The following is a 15353-nucleotide window of genomic DNA, read 5'->3' on the forward strand; positions in this document are numbered from 1 at the left end:
CAACGGGAACGACTTTATTTTTTTGTTAGGCGTTACACTGGTAACCACAACAGTTCCATTTCTTTATTTACGAAATTAGCTTGGCCTTTAAATGGATTGGGTTTGGCTTTTTCGTTGTAGTAATTTACGTCATCTGAGACAACATTCAGAGCAACGTTAATCTCGTTTTCTGACACTACACTAATGCTTAATTTGGCTATTACTTCGCACGCATGAAAAGTGGTGTAAACAAAAACATTGGGCGTACCATCATTTGTGTTAGTTGAGATATTAATCTCTAAACCATCTAAACCATCTAAATCACCTAGGCCGTCAGCAACTGGATAGCCTTCTAACGCAAAGAAAAAACTGTCTGGATAAGCTTCGTTGTCTAAGCTTTTCGTTTCAAGGGAAATGTAGAGTTTTGAGTCTTTGACTGTAAAGCCGCCATTAACCTGCTGATATTCTATAGTTCCGTCTTGGTGTTCTAAAATAAACATGAAGCCTCCTTGGCGCCTAACACCCAAATAAGGGGCGCAAACATGGCGGCTATAATCGGAACGAAGTGACACAGCCGCCATGTTTGTGTCCCAGCGAGCGGAGCGAGTGACTTAATTTGTTTGTTATAAGGCGACCTGCTTGCGCACGAAACTCCATGCTGTGGAGGAGCAAACGAAACCAAGAACACCATACAAACCTAAAAATGTAGCGGACCTGATACTAATTTCTGTACCCCCAATTCCAAAAAATAAAATTGGTGTAAGGCAACCTAGCGTAAAACCAAGAACAGTATAAATAGCGAAACTTACCCGAATTGACCATGAGTAGTATTGCCATAGTCGGATTAATGGATACGCAAAAACTAAGCAAAGAACTAGTGCAACAGGGAATGCAATTATGCCAAATATTGTTGCAGCAAAGCCAAAAGACGGCAAGCTGATTACTATCAGAAGCAAAGCTGCAACAAAAGCTGACTGGACACTAGAGGTAATTACCAGCTTGAGCATATCCGAGCCTTATAACATTAAGCTAAGCGGCGCATTTGCGTGGGGCATCATGGCGAAGCCGCCCCGCGTAAATGCGTCCGAGCGACCGAAGGGAGTGGTCTTTAGCGCTTTGTTAGAAGCAGAGCCAGTTCCTTTGGTCTGTTTAAAAACTGATGAAGCCAGCATACGATTGATTATTAACACAAACAAGCAAAACGACTGTGCACTAGTGTTTTTAATTTAGCTTAAGCTAGCCGCCATTTGAACTGTCGAACGCATTGGCGCTTGTAGACGTTGAATAATAACTTGGCGATAAAGCGCCTAATGCGCAACCTTTGAATTGAAAGCGGCGGATTTAAACCTACCACAAGCCAGAGCGATGCTTATAAAAACAGGTGAGGGTAGTTGTACGGGGATTTTTATAAAGCCAAACGAAGTTTAGGCTGACGCCTTATAACATTAAGCTAAGCGGCGCAGTTGCGTGGGGCATAATGGCGAAGCCGCCCCGCGTAAAAGCGTCCGAGCGACCGAAGGGAGTGGTCTTAAGGGCCTTGTTATAAGCAAAGCCAGTTCCTTTGGTCCTTTTAAAAACTGTTGAAGCCAGCATACGATTGATTGTTAACGCAGACAAGCAAAACGACTGTGCAGTGATGGTTTTGATTTAACTGAAGCTAGCCGCCATTTGAGCTATAAAGTGTAGTGGCGCTTGCTGGCTGAAAATAAGAACTAGAAGGTAAAGCGCCTATTACACCACCTTTGAATTGAAAGCGGCGGATTTAAACCTACCACAAGCTAGAGCGATGCTAATGAAAATAGGTGAGGGTAGTTGCACTGAGGTTTTTATAGAGCCAAACGCAGTTTAGGCTGACGCCTTATAACAATTTAGTGTACGGAAAAAATCCTTTATGCAGGGTGGAATAAATCCGTATATCAGTTTTGTGTTGTTTTAAGTTATCACCTTAAAACAACACATTAAACCAAAAATAAATGTATCCGAGCTCAAAAGCCGGAAAACATCCTTTTTATTTTTACTTATCGTAAAATTGGTGAACACTGTATGTAAAAACAATGCTTGCTTTACTTGTTATAAATAAGCGTCTGGGTGTATTTTGTTTACCTTCCATTCGCCATCTTCTTTTATCAAATCTAGGCTTCGAAGGTCTTCTACTTTGTCGCCATTATAGTTTCCGCTCAAAAATACGGTAATAGTGGATTTCTCTGAAAATTCGTTTCTGCCAATCTTACCTGCACTTTGCGGGGTTACGGTCACAGTGTCGTACTTTAAATTAAGTAGATGTCGTTGAACGTTACTATTGGTGTGGTATCGCGTTAGTATGCGCGACATTTTTTCACTGGATAGACGTATTGCTGTATCAAGATTATCGTCTTCGTAAACACTTTTTAGGAACATAACTGTGGTGTATTCAGGTGTGCTTTCGTCAAGCATGCCATACCGCCCAATTCCTTCTTTTTTCTCACCACAAGCCGATAAAATCAAAACTGTAAAAAGCCCTAATAGGGCGTACCACATACGCGTTTTCATTTGGGTTACCTTAATATAAAGAGGTCCGTTTCTTATTGATAGTTTCATATCTTAACTAAGTCAATGTAACGACTGCCAAGAAGTTTGCTAAGCGGATTATTCACAAAAAACTGTATAAAAGCAAAGTGACGATAGGGTTTTACAAATTGTTGTTATAAAGAGGTTTTATTTGAAGCATAAAAAAACGAGGCACCGGGCCTCGTTTTAGCATTATTGAAATTGAAAGGCAGTTATTGCACTTCTTCTTGCTCGTCAAACGCACCAGCAAATAGAGGGCTACTAAGGTAACGTTCTGTACCACTTGCTAGCAGTACCACAACCACTTTGTCTTTATTTTCTGGGCGTTCAGCAAAACGCTTAGCGGCAACAACAGCTGCACCAGAAGAAATACCCGCAAGAATACCCTCGTCGGTCATTAGCTTGCGCGCCATGTCCATACATTCTTCGTTGGTAACTTGCTCAACTTCGTCAATTAGGTCTAAGTCCAGGTTACCTGGAATGAAACCTGCTCCAATACCCTGAATCTTGTGTGGGCCAGGGGTTAGTTCTTCACCCGCAAGCGCTTGGGTAATTACTGGTGAGTCTGTTGGCTCAACAGCAATTGAAGTGATCGCTTTACCCTTTGTGTTCTTAAGGTAGCGGCTTACACCCGTTATAGTACCACCCGTACCTACACCTGCTACGAATGCATCAACTTTACCGTCGGTATCTTCCCAAATCTCTGGGCCCGTCGTTTTTTCGTGAATAGCTGGGTTAGCAGGGTTGTCGAATTGTTGAAGCAATACGTATTTGTCTGGATCTGATGCCACAATTTCTTGTGCAGCGGCAACGGCACCTTTCATGCCCTTAGGCGCTTCGGTAAGTACAAGGTTTGCGCCCAATGCTTTTAGAAGCTTACGACGCTCAAGACTCATGCTGCTGGGCATGGTTAGCGTTAGCTTGTAACCGCGAGAAGCCGCAACAAATGCTAAGGCGATACCAGTGTTACCACTGGTAGGCTCTACAATTTCTTTACCTTCGGTAAGGACGCCGCGCTTTTCAGCATCCCAAATCATGTTAGCGCCAATACGGCACTTAACGCTGAAACTTGGGTTACGCGATTCAATTTTTGCGTATACATTACCTGATGTTACGCGGTTTAGCTTAACTAGTGGCGTGCGGCCAATAGATAGGGAATTGTCGTCAAATACGTTCATTATAAATCCTTACCTCGTTCCTTATTTTATAGGAAACCCCGTCTGTCGTGATCTGTACGACCTTTTTAGTAGTTAATAATTCAACGCGTGTGATAGTTAATAATTCACAGCCTGAATTAGGGGATTTCGTCATACCCCTATATCATTGGTCCCAATCAGTAAAATGCAAAGTGCTTTTTAGCTATATGTTATATCTATGGGCAATCGTGAGAAGGTCTTGATATTATAGTTAAAATTGCAAAGACGAAAAATTATACGGAGTACAACAATAATGGCTTTCAGTGGCACGTCTAATTATATTGCAACCAAAGACTTACAGCTGGCGGTTAACGCTGCCATCACGCTAGAGCGTCCGCTTCTAATTAAGGGCGAGCCAGGCACAGGTAAAACTATGCTTGCTGAAGAGTTGGCAGAGAGTTTAGGCACCGAATTAATTCAGTGGCACATTAAATCAACCACCAAAGCGCAACAGGGTTTGTACGAATATGATGCAGTATCACGGCTTCGCGACTCTCAACTTGGCGACGATCGCGTTCACGATATAAGCAACTACATAGTAAAAGGTAAGTTGTGGGAAGCATTTAGCGCAGAAAAACGGCCAGTGCTGTTGATTGACGAAATCGACAAAGCAGACATTGAGTTCCCCAACGACCTGCTGCTAGAACTCGATAAGATGGAGTTCTTCGTATACGAAACACAAGAACGCGTAGTAGCAAAGCAGCGTCCTATTGTTATTATTACGTCTAACAACGAAAAAGAACTACCTGATGCTTTCTTGCGCCGCTGCTTCTTCCACTACATTCAGTTTCCGAACCCAGATGAAATGCAAGAAATCGTCAATGTGCATTTTCCTGATCTAAAGAAAAAGCTGCTTGATGAAGCGCTGAAAGCATTCTTTGAAATTCGCGATGTTCCAGGGCTTAAGAAAAAGCCTTCGACGTCTGAACTTATCGACTGGCTTAAGCTTTTAGTTGCTGAAGATATTCCACCTGAAGCGCTGCATTCAAAAGACGGTAAAGCAGCAATACCGCCATTATACGGCGCATTGCTTAAAAATGAGCAAGACATTCATTTGTTTGAAAAATTGGTCTTTATGGCGCGTCGCTAATGCTTATTCAGTTTTTTTATACGCTGCGAAAATATCAGGTCAAAACCACGTTGCGCGAGTTGCTTGATTTGCTTAAAGCGTTAGAGCATCACGTGGTGTACGCCGACATCGAAGCTTTCTACAGCTTGTCTCGTACCATTATGGTGAAAGACGAAACCCAGTACGATAAGTTCGATAGGGCGTTTGCTGAGTATTTCGAAGGGGTAGAGTCTATCGACTTGTTCGGTAAAGACATTCCTGAAGAATGGCTTCGCAAGGAAATTGAAAAAAATCTAAGCCCTGAAGAGCGCGAGGCACTGCGTAAAGCGGGCGGCCTCGATGAACTGATGGAAACCTTGAAGAAGCGCTTAGAAGAACAAGAAAAGCGCCACCAGGGTGGAAACAAATGGGTTGGCACGGGCGGCACCTCGCCCTTTGGCGCTTATGGCGACAATCCAGAGGGCGTGCGAATTGGGCAAAAAGGGAATAGAAAGTTCTCAGCGGCTAAAGTGTGGGATAAGCGCGAGTTCAAAAACTTAAGTTCAGATGTTGAGCTGGGTACGCGTAACATTAAAGTGGCGCTAAGAAAGCTGCGCAAATTTGCTCGCACGGGGGCCAGCGAGCACCTAGATGTGCCTACGACGATAGGCGAAACCGCAAAGAAAGGTGGCTTGCTAGATATTCATATGGCGCCAGAACGTCATAATGCGGTAAAGGTATTGATGTTTTTTGATGTGGGGGGCTCTATGGACCCTCACGTTAAGAGCACCCAAGAGCTTTTTTCAGCAGTGCAGACCGAGTTTAAGTACCTTGAGTACTTTTACTTTCACAACTGCGTGTATGAAGAAGTGTGGAAAGATAACCTTCGTCGCAATAAAGAGCGCATTCCTATTTGGGATATCATTCACCGCTACGGGAAAGACTATAAAGTTATTTTTGTAGGTGATGCAACCATGGGGCCGTATGAAATTACCTACCCAGGGGGCAGTGTAGAGCATTGGAATGAAGAGCCAGGTAGTGTATGGATGCAACGTTTGCTGAACCACTTTAACAATGCTGTGTGGCTTAATCCGCAAGCTGAGAATTATTGGCCGTATTATTCGTCTATTAAAATTATCCGCGAAATAATGGAAGACAGAATGTACGGGCTTACTCTTGAAGGGTTAACGGAAGCGATAAAAGGGCTTAGCAGAAGCCGTTGAGTTATTTAAGGGAAAAAGGCTTTTTTGCACACGCGAATACAGCGCTGGCTCTTGCTTTGCTAACTACAATCGGGTCAGATTGCGACGTTAATGATTTTGCGTTTGTCTTGATAAAGCGCGTTGACTAAAAGGTGTTACATTGAGTTCGGATGTTTATCGCTTAGCTTTCGTTTTACTTGCTGGCGGGCAAAGTTCCCGCTATAACGGCAACAAACTCTTATCAGAGCATCCGATTACAAAATTGCCGCTTGTTGAGCACAGTGCTAACGAGGTTACTCACGCTCGCGATAAAATAGTGTCGATCAGTAAACATCCAGTTACGGTTGTTACAGGCAAATGGCACGACAGCGTGAGTTCGCAGTTAGCTGAAGCTTTTTCTGGTCTACCTGTATCGCATATTGAGGTGATAAACAATAAGCAGTGGGAAGAGGGGATAGCGTCAAGCATTCGCAGCGGGCTTTCACATTTACTACGCCCGGCATTACAACGTAAAACGTCGCTTTCACCAGCTTCGCTTCCAAAACCACCTCTACAAACATCGTCGTTACCTGAAGGAGCATCTTCTAGCACCAATCCTTCACATGTTCTTTTTACCCTTGCTGACTTACCAAGCCTGAATACTCAGGACCTTATCCGCCTTATTGATGATTCTAAAGCTTATCCAAACCATATAGTGTGTAGCGAGTGGCAGAAGCATGGGGATAAGTACGGGGAGCATAATAGTCGGTTGACAGTGCCTGCCATTTTCCCAGAGGCAATGTTTAGCGAATTATTAGCGCTACAGGGAGATACTGGCGCTAAGCCAATTATTAAAAAGTATGCGAAGTTAGGGAAAGTAAAGGCTGTGTCTATACCCAATGCACAATTTGATATAGACACCCCGCAAGATTGGGAAAAACTTAAACAGCGAAATTAGCCCTTTTTCTATCGCGTTTTAGGCAGTCTTCGCTAACAATTCTGTTTAAGCATTCGCTAAGCGATGAGCTGCACTTGGCCTTTGAATATAAAGAAGTCGCGCTCCAAGCATCACGGCTGCTGCACTTAAGCCTACGATGAATCCTATCCAGAACCCCGCTGCCGCCATCGGCTCAGCCGTGACCCAGTCTGTTCTTCCTAAAACTACACCCGTAGGGAGACCTATTAACCAGTACGACACAAAGGTAATGATAAACATCGCCGTAGTGTCTTTGTATCCGCGCAATGCATTGGCAGAGATAACCTGAACGGCGTCTGACAGCTGAAACAGTGCAGCGTATATAAGTAGCGCATTGGCTAGTGTGTAAACTGCATGGTCGCTGGTGTATAGCCCAATAATGAAACCTTTAGCCAACAGAGTGAAGCTCGCTGTACACGCAGAGGTGAAAAAGCCGATAAGAATAGCGGTACGGGCTGCTATTTTGGCCTGACGCTGATTTCTTTGCCCAATGCGATACCCAATACGGATCGCGGCAGCCATCCCAATACTCATAGGAAACATAAACATGAGCGCCGAAAAATTCAGGGCTACTTGGTGGGCCGCTACCGTGGTAGCGCCAAATGGTGCTAATAACAATGCAACTAGCGAAAACAGCGTTACTTCGAACAAAATTGTCATGGCAATAGGTAAGCCCATTTTAAAAGTTCGGCTTATGGTTACCATGTTTGGCTTGTACAGCTGACTAAACAAATTGTATTTTTGCAGGGCAGGGGCAAAGCGCACATAGACAAAGGTTGCAATCAGCATAGTGTAAATAACGATGCCGGTAGCAATACCACAACCAGCGCCGCCCATAGCAGGCAGCGGGCCAACACCGTAAATAAATAGGTAGTTTCCAACAATGTTAGCCATCAAGCCAATTACGGTAATGATCATAGTCGGCTTGGTTTTACCTAAGCCCTCACAATAGTTTCTAAGCCATTGGTACAGAGCAAAACCCGGCATGGCAAATAGAACGTAAAGCACATAGTCTACCGTGATGCTGTGCAGTTCAGGCGCCATAGGAAAAAGCGCTACCATGTTTTCAGTGAATGGAATTAACCCTGCTATTACCAATCCCACGAAGAAGATCAGGTAGCCCGCTTGCTGACTGGCATCAGCAATGTTGCTAATACTTTTGTTGCCTTGTAACCGCGAAATAATAGGGGGAAGCGCAAGGGCTATACCTTGTATAAAGCACAGAAGTGGTACGGTTATGCTAAACCCTAGGGCCACCGCTGCCATGTCGGTAGCACTGTAACGTCCTGCCATAATGGTATCGCTTACGCCCATTAGCATCTGTGTAATTTGCGCAACTAGCAATGGCCAGGCTAGTTTTAAAATATCTCTTCCTTCTACAAGAAAGCGTTTCTTATTCACGGTAATGTGTCTCTATTTAAGTCGCCAAAGGCAACGAGGATAATGACTAATTGTTTCGCGTAGTGCTTTGATAATTGTTTTTTGGTAAATACAGAAGCAAAACCGAATCGCGAAAAAAGTGATTTAACGTAAAGCGTTTAAACAACAGCCATTTTAAAAATGAAGCGGCATAACGAGAACAGTGTCGCCAATGTTTAACTCACTTATATCCTCATGCACTACCATAAGGCAGTTGGCAGAGGTGATTGACGTCATCACGCCAGAACTTTGTGATTTAAACGGCGTGACTTCCCATTCTCCTTGGTTGTTTCTCACCATAGTTGCACGCTGGAAATCACGTCGGCCCGCACGGCGCTTAAGCGGTGTGGTAATAGTCGCGTTTACAAAAAGCGGCTCGTGGCTATGTGCTTGCCCCTGCATTTTTTTGATAACAGGCACAACTAGTAGCTTGGCGGTAACAAATGAAGATACGGGGTTGCCTGGTAAACCACAAAACAATGTATTATTAATTTTGCCTAAAGCGAAAGGCTTACCTGGCTTAACGGCGACTTTCCAAAAATCGATAGTGCCTAATTCAGCGATGATATCTTTTACATAGTCTGCGTCACCCACTGAAACACCACCGCTACTTACCATCACGTCTACACGCTCGCTTGCTTCAATAAATAGCGTACGTAAGGAAGCTTCGTCATCTTCCACAATACCGAAATCTACAAGTTCTACGTTTTCATTGCGTAATATACTGCTCACGCCAACGCGGTTCGACTCGAAAATTTGTGTTGGTTTAAGGACGTCACCAGGGGCGGCAAGTTCAGAGCCGGTTGCTACCACACCAACGCGAAGCTTTCGGTAAACTGCTACGGTGCTTTTTCCTTGAGAGGAAAGCAACATAAGATGCTCGGCGTGAAGGCGGGTGCCTTTACTAATTAGCGTATCGCCACAGGCAATGTCATTGGCTTTCTTGCGAATATTCTCATTCGCAGAAGGAACTTTGTTTATGACTACAGCCTTATCGCGGGTTTCAGTATTTTCTACCATCACGACGGCATTGGCATTAACCGGAATGGGCGCGCCAGTCATTATTTTAAACGCTTTGCCATTTACAAGCGGCTCGTCAGCGCTCATACCTGCGGTAATAACACCTTGTACTTCAAGCTCAGCACCATTAGAAAGGTCTTCAACGTTAACGGCGTAGCCGTCCATCGCAGAGTTGTCCCAAGGTGGAACATCAATATGAGCGATAACATCTTCTGCTAAGATGCGGTTGTTGGCGTCAAAAATACTCACATGTTCAATGTCGCTTATCGTTTCTGCTGCGTTAAGCGCTTTAGTAAGGGCTTCTTCGAGTGAAAGCCATTTAGATGACATACCAACAACTCCAATTAATTATTTAACAGGCGGATATTACAGAAAAAACATCCTTATACCAAAGGTTAAAGCGTGAAATAAAAGAAAGTAGCTAGCAATGCGTGTAAAGCGCAGTCACGAATTCTACCCAAGTGACATCTATAGAGTTTTATTGATGCAGTGTCAGGATTTCACTAAAGCTGTCGAACACCCAGTCAGGTTGATAGGTAGAAATACTTTCGCCGTAATTGTAGCCATAGGTAAGGCCAATACTTTTTATGTTGGCGGCCTTTGCAGCAAGAATATCATTCTTGGAATCGCCTACCATTACACACCGTGAAGGTGAAATGTTAAGCTGTTCGCAGGCGTACAAGAGGGGCAGGGCTGACGGCTTTTTCTGCGGTAAACTGTCACCGCCGATAGTAAGTGAAAACAGAGACAACAACGAGAACGAAGACAAGATAGGCTCAATAAACTCTGAAGGCTTGTTAGTTATCAATACTAGCGTATAACCACGCTGTTTTAACGCATGTAGCGTGTCAAAAACACCATCGTAAAGCACAGTACTTTTAGTTTCTAACGTTCGATAATAGAAAAGAAATTTAACTAACGCAGCATCAACTTCCAATTGCTCAAGGTTGTGGTTTATTTTCGTATCTCCACTTAACCCGCGTTCCACTAAAACCCGGGCGCCATTTCCCACCCAGTGTCGTATAACGTGCTCGTCATAAGTTGGCAGTTGATAATCACTTAGCATCTTATTAAGGGCAGTAGCCAAATCTGGCACGGAATCGACCAGCGTTCCGTCTAAGTCGAAAAGAAAGGTATTAATTTCTTGCATTACAAACTTGATTAACTAACGAATGCGATAATCATAACACCGCAGTATCCGTACCGCGGTAGATTTATTAGCCACCTAAATTTTGTAAACTATTTACTCAAAATCTTGGTTGCTAATCCAAAGTACTTGATAAGGCTTCATTTGTAAGAAGCCGCTGGATAGTGCTATTTCATCACGGGTGATAAGGTCAATCCAGTTATCGGTACCGATAAGGTTAATGTCAGACAGCAAAATAGTTTGTTCTTCATCTGAAATATTACTAATACAGAAAATGCTTTGTTTTCTGTCCAAGCTTTGACGCCAATAGCCAAACAATTGATTATTTAGTTGTAGCGTAAACTGCGTAGCGTTGGGGTGGAATGCTGGCTGTGCTTTACGTATGCGTATAAGCTGCGAGATTCGCGTTAGTACTTTATGATGTTGAGAGAAAGGCGAGTCTAACAGGGCCTCTAGTTCGCTAAAGTCCCAGCGCTTTCTATTTATAGAACGATTTTGGCCGGTGTTAGCAACTTTTTCATAATCGTTAGATGTACCAAGTAAACTGTGAATGTAAATACCGGGTATGCCTTCCATTCCTAACATTATAGCGTGGGCGCAGATAAAGCGGTCAACCTGATATTTGTCCGGACCTTTTATAGTACCTTGCAGAGCGTCGAACAACGTAATATTAATCTCGTAAGGTTTTTGCTGTCCGTGCTCAGATGCGCGCCACGATACTTTTCCACCAAAATGCTGCATGGCATGCACTAAGTCAGATATTTCTTCTTCAGAAAGCAAGCCTTCTGCTGGGCGAAGTCCAATGCCATCGTGGGATGCAATAAAGTTGAAATAAGCCGTGCCGTTTTGCGCCGGCGGCATACTCATCATCCAGCTTTTCAAGTACGAGCAGTCACCGGTCACTAGGGTGTTTACAAGTAACGGGGGAAGTGAAAAGTTGTAAATAGCGTGAGCTTCGTTTGCATTACCAAAATACGTCAAATTTTCCCTGTTAGGAATATTGGTCTCGGTAATGATGATGATGGATGGGTCTACATGCTCAATAAGGGTTCTTATTAAGCGAATAACCTCGTGGGTTTGGAATAAGTTGATACAGTTTGTACCTACAATTTTCCAAAGAAACGCAACGGCATCCAAACGGAAAATCTTTGCGCCTTTGTCGATGTAAAGCTTAATAATATCAATAAAGGCCAACAGTACCTTCGGGTTTCTAAAGTCAAAGTCAACTTGGTCATGACTAAAGGTACACCAAACGTGTTTAGTACCGTTCGCAGTTTCCGTTTCGCGAAGTAATGGCGACACGCGAGGGCGCGTCACCATAGATAAGTCATCGCTCGGGTCGGCGGTGAAGAAAAAGTCAGATCCCGGACCTTCACCTTTGATAAAGTTATCGAACCACACGCTTCTTGCAGAACAATGATTGATTACTAAATCTGTCATCAGTCCGTAATCAGCGGCTATGGCTTCAATATCGTCCCACGAGCCTAAAGATTCGTTCACGGTGGAATAATCGATAACCGAGAACCCATCGTCTGAACTGTACGGAAAAAATGGCAGGATATGCACATTGTTCACCGTATTCTTACAGTAGCGATGCAGAAACTTGTTCAATGTAACCAGCGGGCGCTCGTCGTCGTCAATAACGCTATCACCATAGGTAATCATGACGATGTCGTCCTCATCCCAATAATTGTGATGTGACTTAGGTGACGCAATGTCCGTTTGCTGCTGAATGCCTATTGTATTCATTAGTTCAGTCGCTAGCGTCTCATAAGAGACGTCTAGCGCTACATCAGCATAAATGCTTTCTAAATGGTGCTTTACTTTGTCATGGAGATGATCCCATGCCATATTACTTACTCCATATATTCTGCAGTATCGGCTTCAACCGCTTCTAATAATCGTTCTAAAATATCTGGCACCGCACTGGTTACGCGGTTCCAGCTTGGTATAAACGGTGTTTCCATCGGGTTTTCTAAGAAATTTTGCCCCGCTTTCATAATATTGCTGGCGAACATTTCTACCGCTTTTTCTTCGCTATGAATGTCTAAGTTCAGTCCATTCATTACCGCGTCATTGTGATAAGTTTCTATAAAGTCTAGCGCAATTCTGAAATAGGTCGCTTTAATCGAACGGAACATTTCATTGCTAAATGTGTAGCCTTGCGTAGCGAGCTTTCTGAAAATTGCCTTTGTAATGTCGATAGACATTTTAGACAGACCGCCTTGGTCATCATTAAGCGAAAGGTCTTGGTGTTTATGGTCATAAATATCGCATATATCTGCTTGGCACAGACGATTGTGTGAATAGTTGCGGTGCATTTCCGACAACACGCCAATCTCTAAGCCCCAGTCACTTGGTATACGAATATCGTTTAATACATCTCTTCTAAACGAAAATTCGCCTGCAAGTGGGTAGCGGAAGCTGTCCATAAACTCTAGGTACTCGTTATCACCCATAATGCGTTTTAGTGCGCGAAGTAGGGGAGTAACCAGAAGACGTGAAACACGACCATTAATTTTGCCGTTCGCTACACGTGCGTAATACCCCTTACAAAATTCATAGTTGAACATAGGGTTAGCGACAGGGTAAATAAGCTTGGCAAGCAAGTCTTTGTTGTAAGTAACAATGTCGCAATCGTGTAATGCTACAGATTCTGCTCTGTTAGAGGCTAATACATAGCCCATGCAGTACCAAACATTACGGCCTTTACCTAACTCTTTAGGTGCTAGACCTTGTGCTTGAAGTTCTTCGTCAAGCGCTTTAAGACGCGGACCATCGTTCCAAAGTACTCTGTGATGCTGAGGTAGCTTTCCAAAGAACTTGAGCGCGTGTTTGTACTGTTCTTCATTGGCTCGGTCTAAGCCAATAACAATTTCTGATAAATAGGGAACGCCAGTGAGTTCGTTGACAATATGCGGAAGTGCATCACCTTCTAGTTCTGAAAACAGCGAAGGAAGAATAAGTGCCATAGGGCGCTTTTGTGCAAACTGTAATAGCTCTGTTTCTAACTCTTCGGTAGGACGACGAGCCAAGTTATGTAACGTAGTAACCACACCATTTTGATAAAAATCAGCCATGTGTCCTCCTGATCATAGGGATAATAATTGGGTAAGCATTTCGTTCCAGCCTTCAGGGCCGGTTAGGGTGCTGGTATAGACCTCTTCTTTTTTTACAGCTGGCGGAGGATTTACCGGTGATAAAATGCGAATTGGGACGTGCGCTGCTTCAAGCATTGCTACATCATTTTTACCATCGCCAAGGGCAATAGTCTTTACTTTAGTGGTATGTTGCTTTTGATATTCACTAGCCAGCCATTTTAGCGCTTGGCCTTTATCGCAATTACCTGAAATATGAATAAAACGGCCGCCCTCTAGTGGAAAGGCACCGCGATCTTTTACAACCTTTAAAAATCGCTGTTTCTCTTCGTCACTGCCCAACCATAAAACGGGTTCGCCGAACTGACGCTTAGCTGCAAGTGATGCAGAACGCTCGTCTAGGCCTGTACATTCTTGAATTTCTGCGTTCGACATTTTTGAGAATTGCTTGTATTTTCCCTCAAATTCGCTGCCAATTTTTTCCAATAATTTAATCCAGTAATTTTTATTGGATATAAACGCTTTACACCAATAGCCATCTATCCAAACCGTGCCACTAGGCTTTTGTTTAAAAAAGCCATGGGGGATGAAAATAGCAGCACCATTTTCAATAATAAACGGCCCATTTAAGCCAATTCGTTCACGTAATGGCTGTAATTCAGCAAAGGTTTTACTGGTGGTGGGAATAACGGGAATGTCTTGTGCTTCTAATGCCGTTAAAGCCGGTTTCGCCGCCTCAAAAGAGTAGGTATGGTGGTCTAACAGCGTGCCGTCCATATCGGTGAAAACAAGCGTTTTCGTCATCGTTTTACGTCCTGTTTAGTTATCGTTCTTGTTTCATCAAGATAAAACACGGTATCGCACTTTTCAGGCAAATGCGCTAATGCGTGTTCAGTGATGCGCTGATAGTGTTGCACAAAGTTTGCCACTTCTTCATCAGACATGACGCCGTCGCTATCAATGGAAGCTTTTTGGGCAAGTTTGTGTTCTTGTTCTAACCGCCATTGATAAACACAATCGAAACTGGGTGCTTTAAGCATTATGCGATAGTCAATTTTATCGAAGAGTGTTTGGTAATCACCCGCTAATTCAGTATTAACGAACGAACGCCAAATGCTTAGTGGATCTTCAACTTCTTCAAGGTGATTCACGGGGCGTTTTAATTCGTTCGACGCCTGAGGAGGCGCACCTACACACCATCCTTCTAGTATGATGAAATCAGGTGAAGATTCTATGACAGGCCACTGCTCTTGCGGGAATGGGTTATCTGTTGCCTTGTTAAAACGAGGTAGGGATGTTCGCGTTCCCTTGGCTAAACTACGAAGCGTATTTAAAGCTAAAGTTACGTCATGTGTACCCGGTACACCGCGTGTTGCGAGTAGCGGATGCACTTTAATTGCTAGCGCGTTTCGCTGAGATTGGTCGTAGTAAAAGTCATCAATAGACAGTGAAACAACTTGTTTATTATGTACTGATGAGAGGAAAGATTCGATAAAACTGGTCAGAGTAGATTTACCTGAGCCCTGACTTCCATTTATACCAACAATAAAGGGTTTTGTTGCACCTTCTTGGTGCTTTAGCAGCTGCTTACATAATGGTGTGAACCATTTTTGTGCAGTTTCTGCATAGCTACTTGGCAATTGGTGCGTCGTTAAAAAGCTATGTATATCCATGTTGTCACCTTAATCAATGCAGAATTCGCACGTTCTTCTTGATTAAGATAACAACATTTGTGCCAATCG

At 43.5% G+C, this 15353-nt stretch carries 14 protein-coding genes; 4 read left to right on the forward strand and 10 right to left on the reverse strand.

The genetic code is table 11. The features are described from left to right. Positions 1-32: 32 nt before the first annotated feature. Positions 33-479, reverse strand: coding sequence for a hypothetical protein (locus tag ACYX4N_RS10615; protein WP_476054004.1), 447 nt, complete (start codon positions 477-479; stop codon positions 33-35). Positions 480-876: 397 nt separating this feature from the next. Here ACYX4N_RS10615 and ACYX4N_RS10620 point away from each other — a divergent pair, with 397 nt between their 5' ends. Next, positions 877-1209: a hypothetical protein gene (locus ACYX4N_RS10620; RefSeq protein WP_476054005.1), complete on the forward strand. Its 333-nt coding sequence runs from the start codon at positions 877-879 to the stop codon at positions 1207-1209. 840 nt (positions 1210-2049) lie between these two features. On the opposite strand, the gene ACYX4N_RS10625 is transcribed toward ACYX4N_RS10620, so the two are convergent. Both ACYX4N_RS10625 and cysK read right to left on the reverse strand, forming a co-directional pair. Continuing rightward, positions 2050-2508 carry a nuclear transport factor 2 family protein gene (locus ACYX4N_RS10625; protein ID WP_118494447.1) on the reverse strand — a complete coding sequence of 153 codons (459 nt, stop codon included), beginning with the start codon at positions 2506-2508 and terminating at the stop codon, positions 2050-2052. A gap of 230 nt (positions 2509-2738) precedes the next feature. Then, a complete protein-coding gene (cysK, locus tag ACYX4N_RS10630; protein ID WP_014949690.1) occupies positions 2739-3704 on the reverse strand; it encodes a cysteine synthase A in 966 nt (321 codons plus the stop codon). Positions 3705-3975: 271 nt separating this feature from the next. Here cysK and ACYX4N_RS10635 point away from each other — a divergent pair, with 271 nt between their 5' ends. From ACYX4N_RS10635 to ACYX4N_RS10645, 3 genes are all read left to right on the forward strand, one after another. Then, complete coding sequence (locus ACYX4N_RS10635) at positions 3976-4812, forward strand: AAA family ATPase (RefSeq protein ID WP_012518654.1); 837 nt, start codon at positions 3976-3978, stop codon at positions 4810-4812. Next, positions 4812-5993 (forward strand): vWA domain-containing protein, encoded by a 1182-nt coding sequence (locus tag ACYX4N_RS10640; RefSeq protein WP_474806523.1) that lies wholly within the window; start codon positions 4812-4814, stop codon positions 5991-5993. The genes ACYX4N_RS10635 and ACYX4N_RS10640 overlap by 1 nt, the downstream gene beginning before the upstream one ends. A gap of 139 nt (positions 5994-6132) precedes the next feature. Continuing rightward, positions 6133-6909 carry a nucleotidyltransferase family protein gene (locus ACYX4N_RS10645; RefSeq protein ID WP_474806525.1) on the forward strand — a complete coding sequence of 259 codons (777 nt, stop codon included), beginning with the start codon at positions 6133-6135 and terminating at the stop codon, positions 6907-6909. Positions 6910-6954: 45 nt separating this feature from the next. Here the strand turns inward: ACYX4N_RS10645 and ACYX4N_RS10650 are convergent, their stop codons facing one another. The 7 genes from ACYX4N_RS10650 to ACYX4N_RS10680 all read right to left on the reverse strand — a co-directional run bounded on the left by ACYX4N_RS10650 (position 6955) and on the right by ACYX4N_RS10680 (position 15284). Then, positions 6955-8328 (reverse strand): MATE family efflux transporter, encoded by a 1374-nt coding sequence (locus tag ACYX4N_RS10650; protein ID WP_476054006.1) that lies wholly within the window; start codon positions 8326-8328, stop codon positions 6955-6957. Between the two features lie 153 nt (positions 8329-8481). Continuing rightward, on the reverse strand, positions 8482-9696 hold the full coding sequence (gene moeA, locus ACYX4N_RS10655) for a molybdopterin molybdotransferase MoeA (protein WP_476054007.1): 1215 nt from the start codon (positions 9694-9696) through the stop codon (positions 8482-8484). A gap of 148 nt (positions 9697-9844) precedes the next feature. Then, positions 9845-10516, reverse strand: a complete 672-nt coding sequence (locus ACYX4N_RS10660) for a phosphoglycolate phosphatase (protein ID WP_476054008.1) — start codon at positions 10514-10516, stop codon at positions 9845-9847. 93 nt (positions 10517-10609) lie between these two features. Then, a complete protein-coding gene (locus ACYX4N_RS10665) occupies positions 10610-12364 on the reverse strand; it encodes a sugar phosphorylase (RefSeq protein WP_474806533.1) in 1755 nt (584 codons plus the stop codon). A 5-nt stretch (positions 12365-12369) separates the two neighbouring features. Beyond that, positions 12370-13593, reverse strand: a complete 1224-nt coding sequence (locus ACYX4N_RS10670; RefSeq protein WP_476054009.1) for a glycosyltransferase family protein — start codon at positions 13591-13593, stop codon at positions 12370-12372. A 12-nt stretch (positions 13594-13605) separates the two neighbouring features. Next, a complete protein-coding gene (locus ACYX4N_RS10675; RefSeq protein WP_474806537.1) occupies positions 13606-14415 on the reverse strand; it encodes an HAD-IIB family hydrolase in 810 nt (269 codons plus the stop codon). Beyond that, complete coding sequence (locus ACYX4N_RS10680) at positions 14412-15284, reverse strand: kinase (protein ID WP_474806539.1); 873 nt, start codon at positions 15282-15284, stop codon at positions 14412-14414. The genes ACYX4N_RS10675 and ACYX4N_RS10680 overlap by 4 nt, the downstream gene beginning before the upstream one ends. Positions 15285-15353 lie beyond the last annotated feature (69 nt).

It is taken from the genome of Alteromonas sp. ABH4_452 (genome assembly GCF_056311825.1).

Excerpts from the sequence above, each read along its gene's own strand:
- ACYX4N_RS10615 (WP_476054004.1), bottom strand. The coding sequence starts at position 479 with ATGTTTATTTTAGAACACCAAGACGGAACTATAGAATATCAGCAGGTT.
- ACYX4N_RS10620 (WP_476054005.1), top strand. The coding sequence starts at position 877 with ATGCCAAATATTGTTGCAGCAAAGCCAAAAGACGGCAAGCTGATTACT.
- ACYX4N_RS10625 (WP_118494447.1), bottom strand. The coding sequence starts at position 2,508 with ATGAAAACGCGTATGTGGTACGCCCTATTAGGGCTTTTTACAGTTTTG.
- cysK (WP_014949690.1), bottom strand. The coding sequence starts at position 3,704 with ATGAACGTATTTGACGACAATTCCCTATCTATTGGCCGCACGCCACTA.
- ACYX4N_RS10635 (WP_012518654.1), top strand. The coding sequence starts at position 3,976 with ATGGCTTTCAGTGGCACGTCTAATTATATTGCAACCAAAGACTTACAG.
- ACYX4N_RS10640 (WP_474806523.1), top strand. The coding sequence starts at position 4,812 with ATGCTTATTCAGTTTTTTTATACGCTGCGAAAATATCAGGTCAAAACC.
- moeA (WP_476054007.1), bottom strand. The coding sequence starts at position 9,696 with ATGTCATCTAAATGGCTTTCACTCGAAGAAGCCCTTACTAAAGCGCTT.
- ACYX4N_RS10660 (WP_476054008.1), bottom strand. The coding sequence starts at position 10,516 with ATGCAAGAAATTAATACCTTTCTTTTCGACTTAGACGGAACGCTGGTC.
- ACYX4N_RS10665 (WP_474806533.1), bottom strand. The coding sequence starts at position 12,364 with ATGGCATGGGATCATCTCCATGACAAAGTAAAGCACCATTTAGAAAGC.
- ACYX4N_RS10670 (WP_476054009.1), bottom strand. The coding sequence starts at position 13,593 with ATGGCTGATTTTTATCAAAATGGTGTGGTTACTACGTTACATAACTTG.
- ACYX4N_RS10675 (WP_474806537.1), bottom strand. The coding sequence starts at position 14,415 with ATGACGAAAACGCTTGTTTTCACCGATATGGACGGCACGCTGTTAGAC.
- ACYX4N_RS10680 (WP_474806539.1), bottom strand. The coding sequence starts at position 15,284 with ATGGATATACATAGCTTTTTAACGACGCACCAATTGCCAAGTAGCTAT.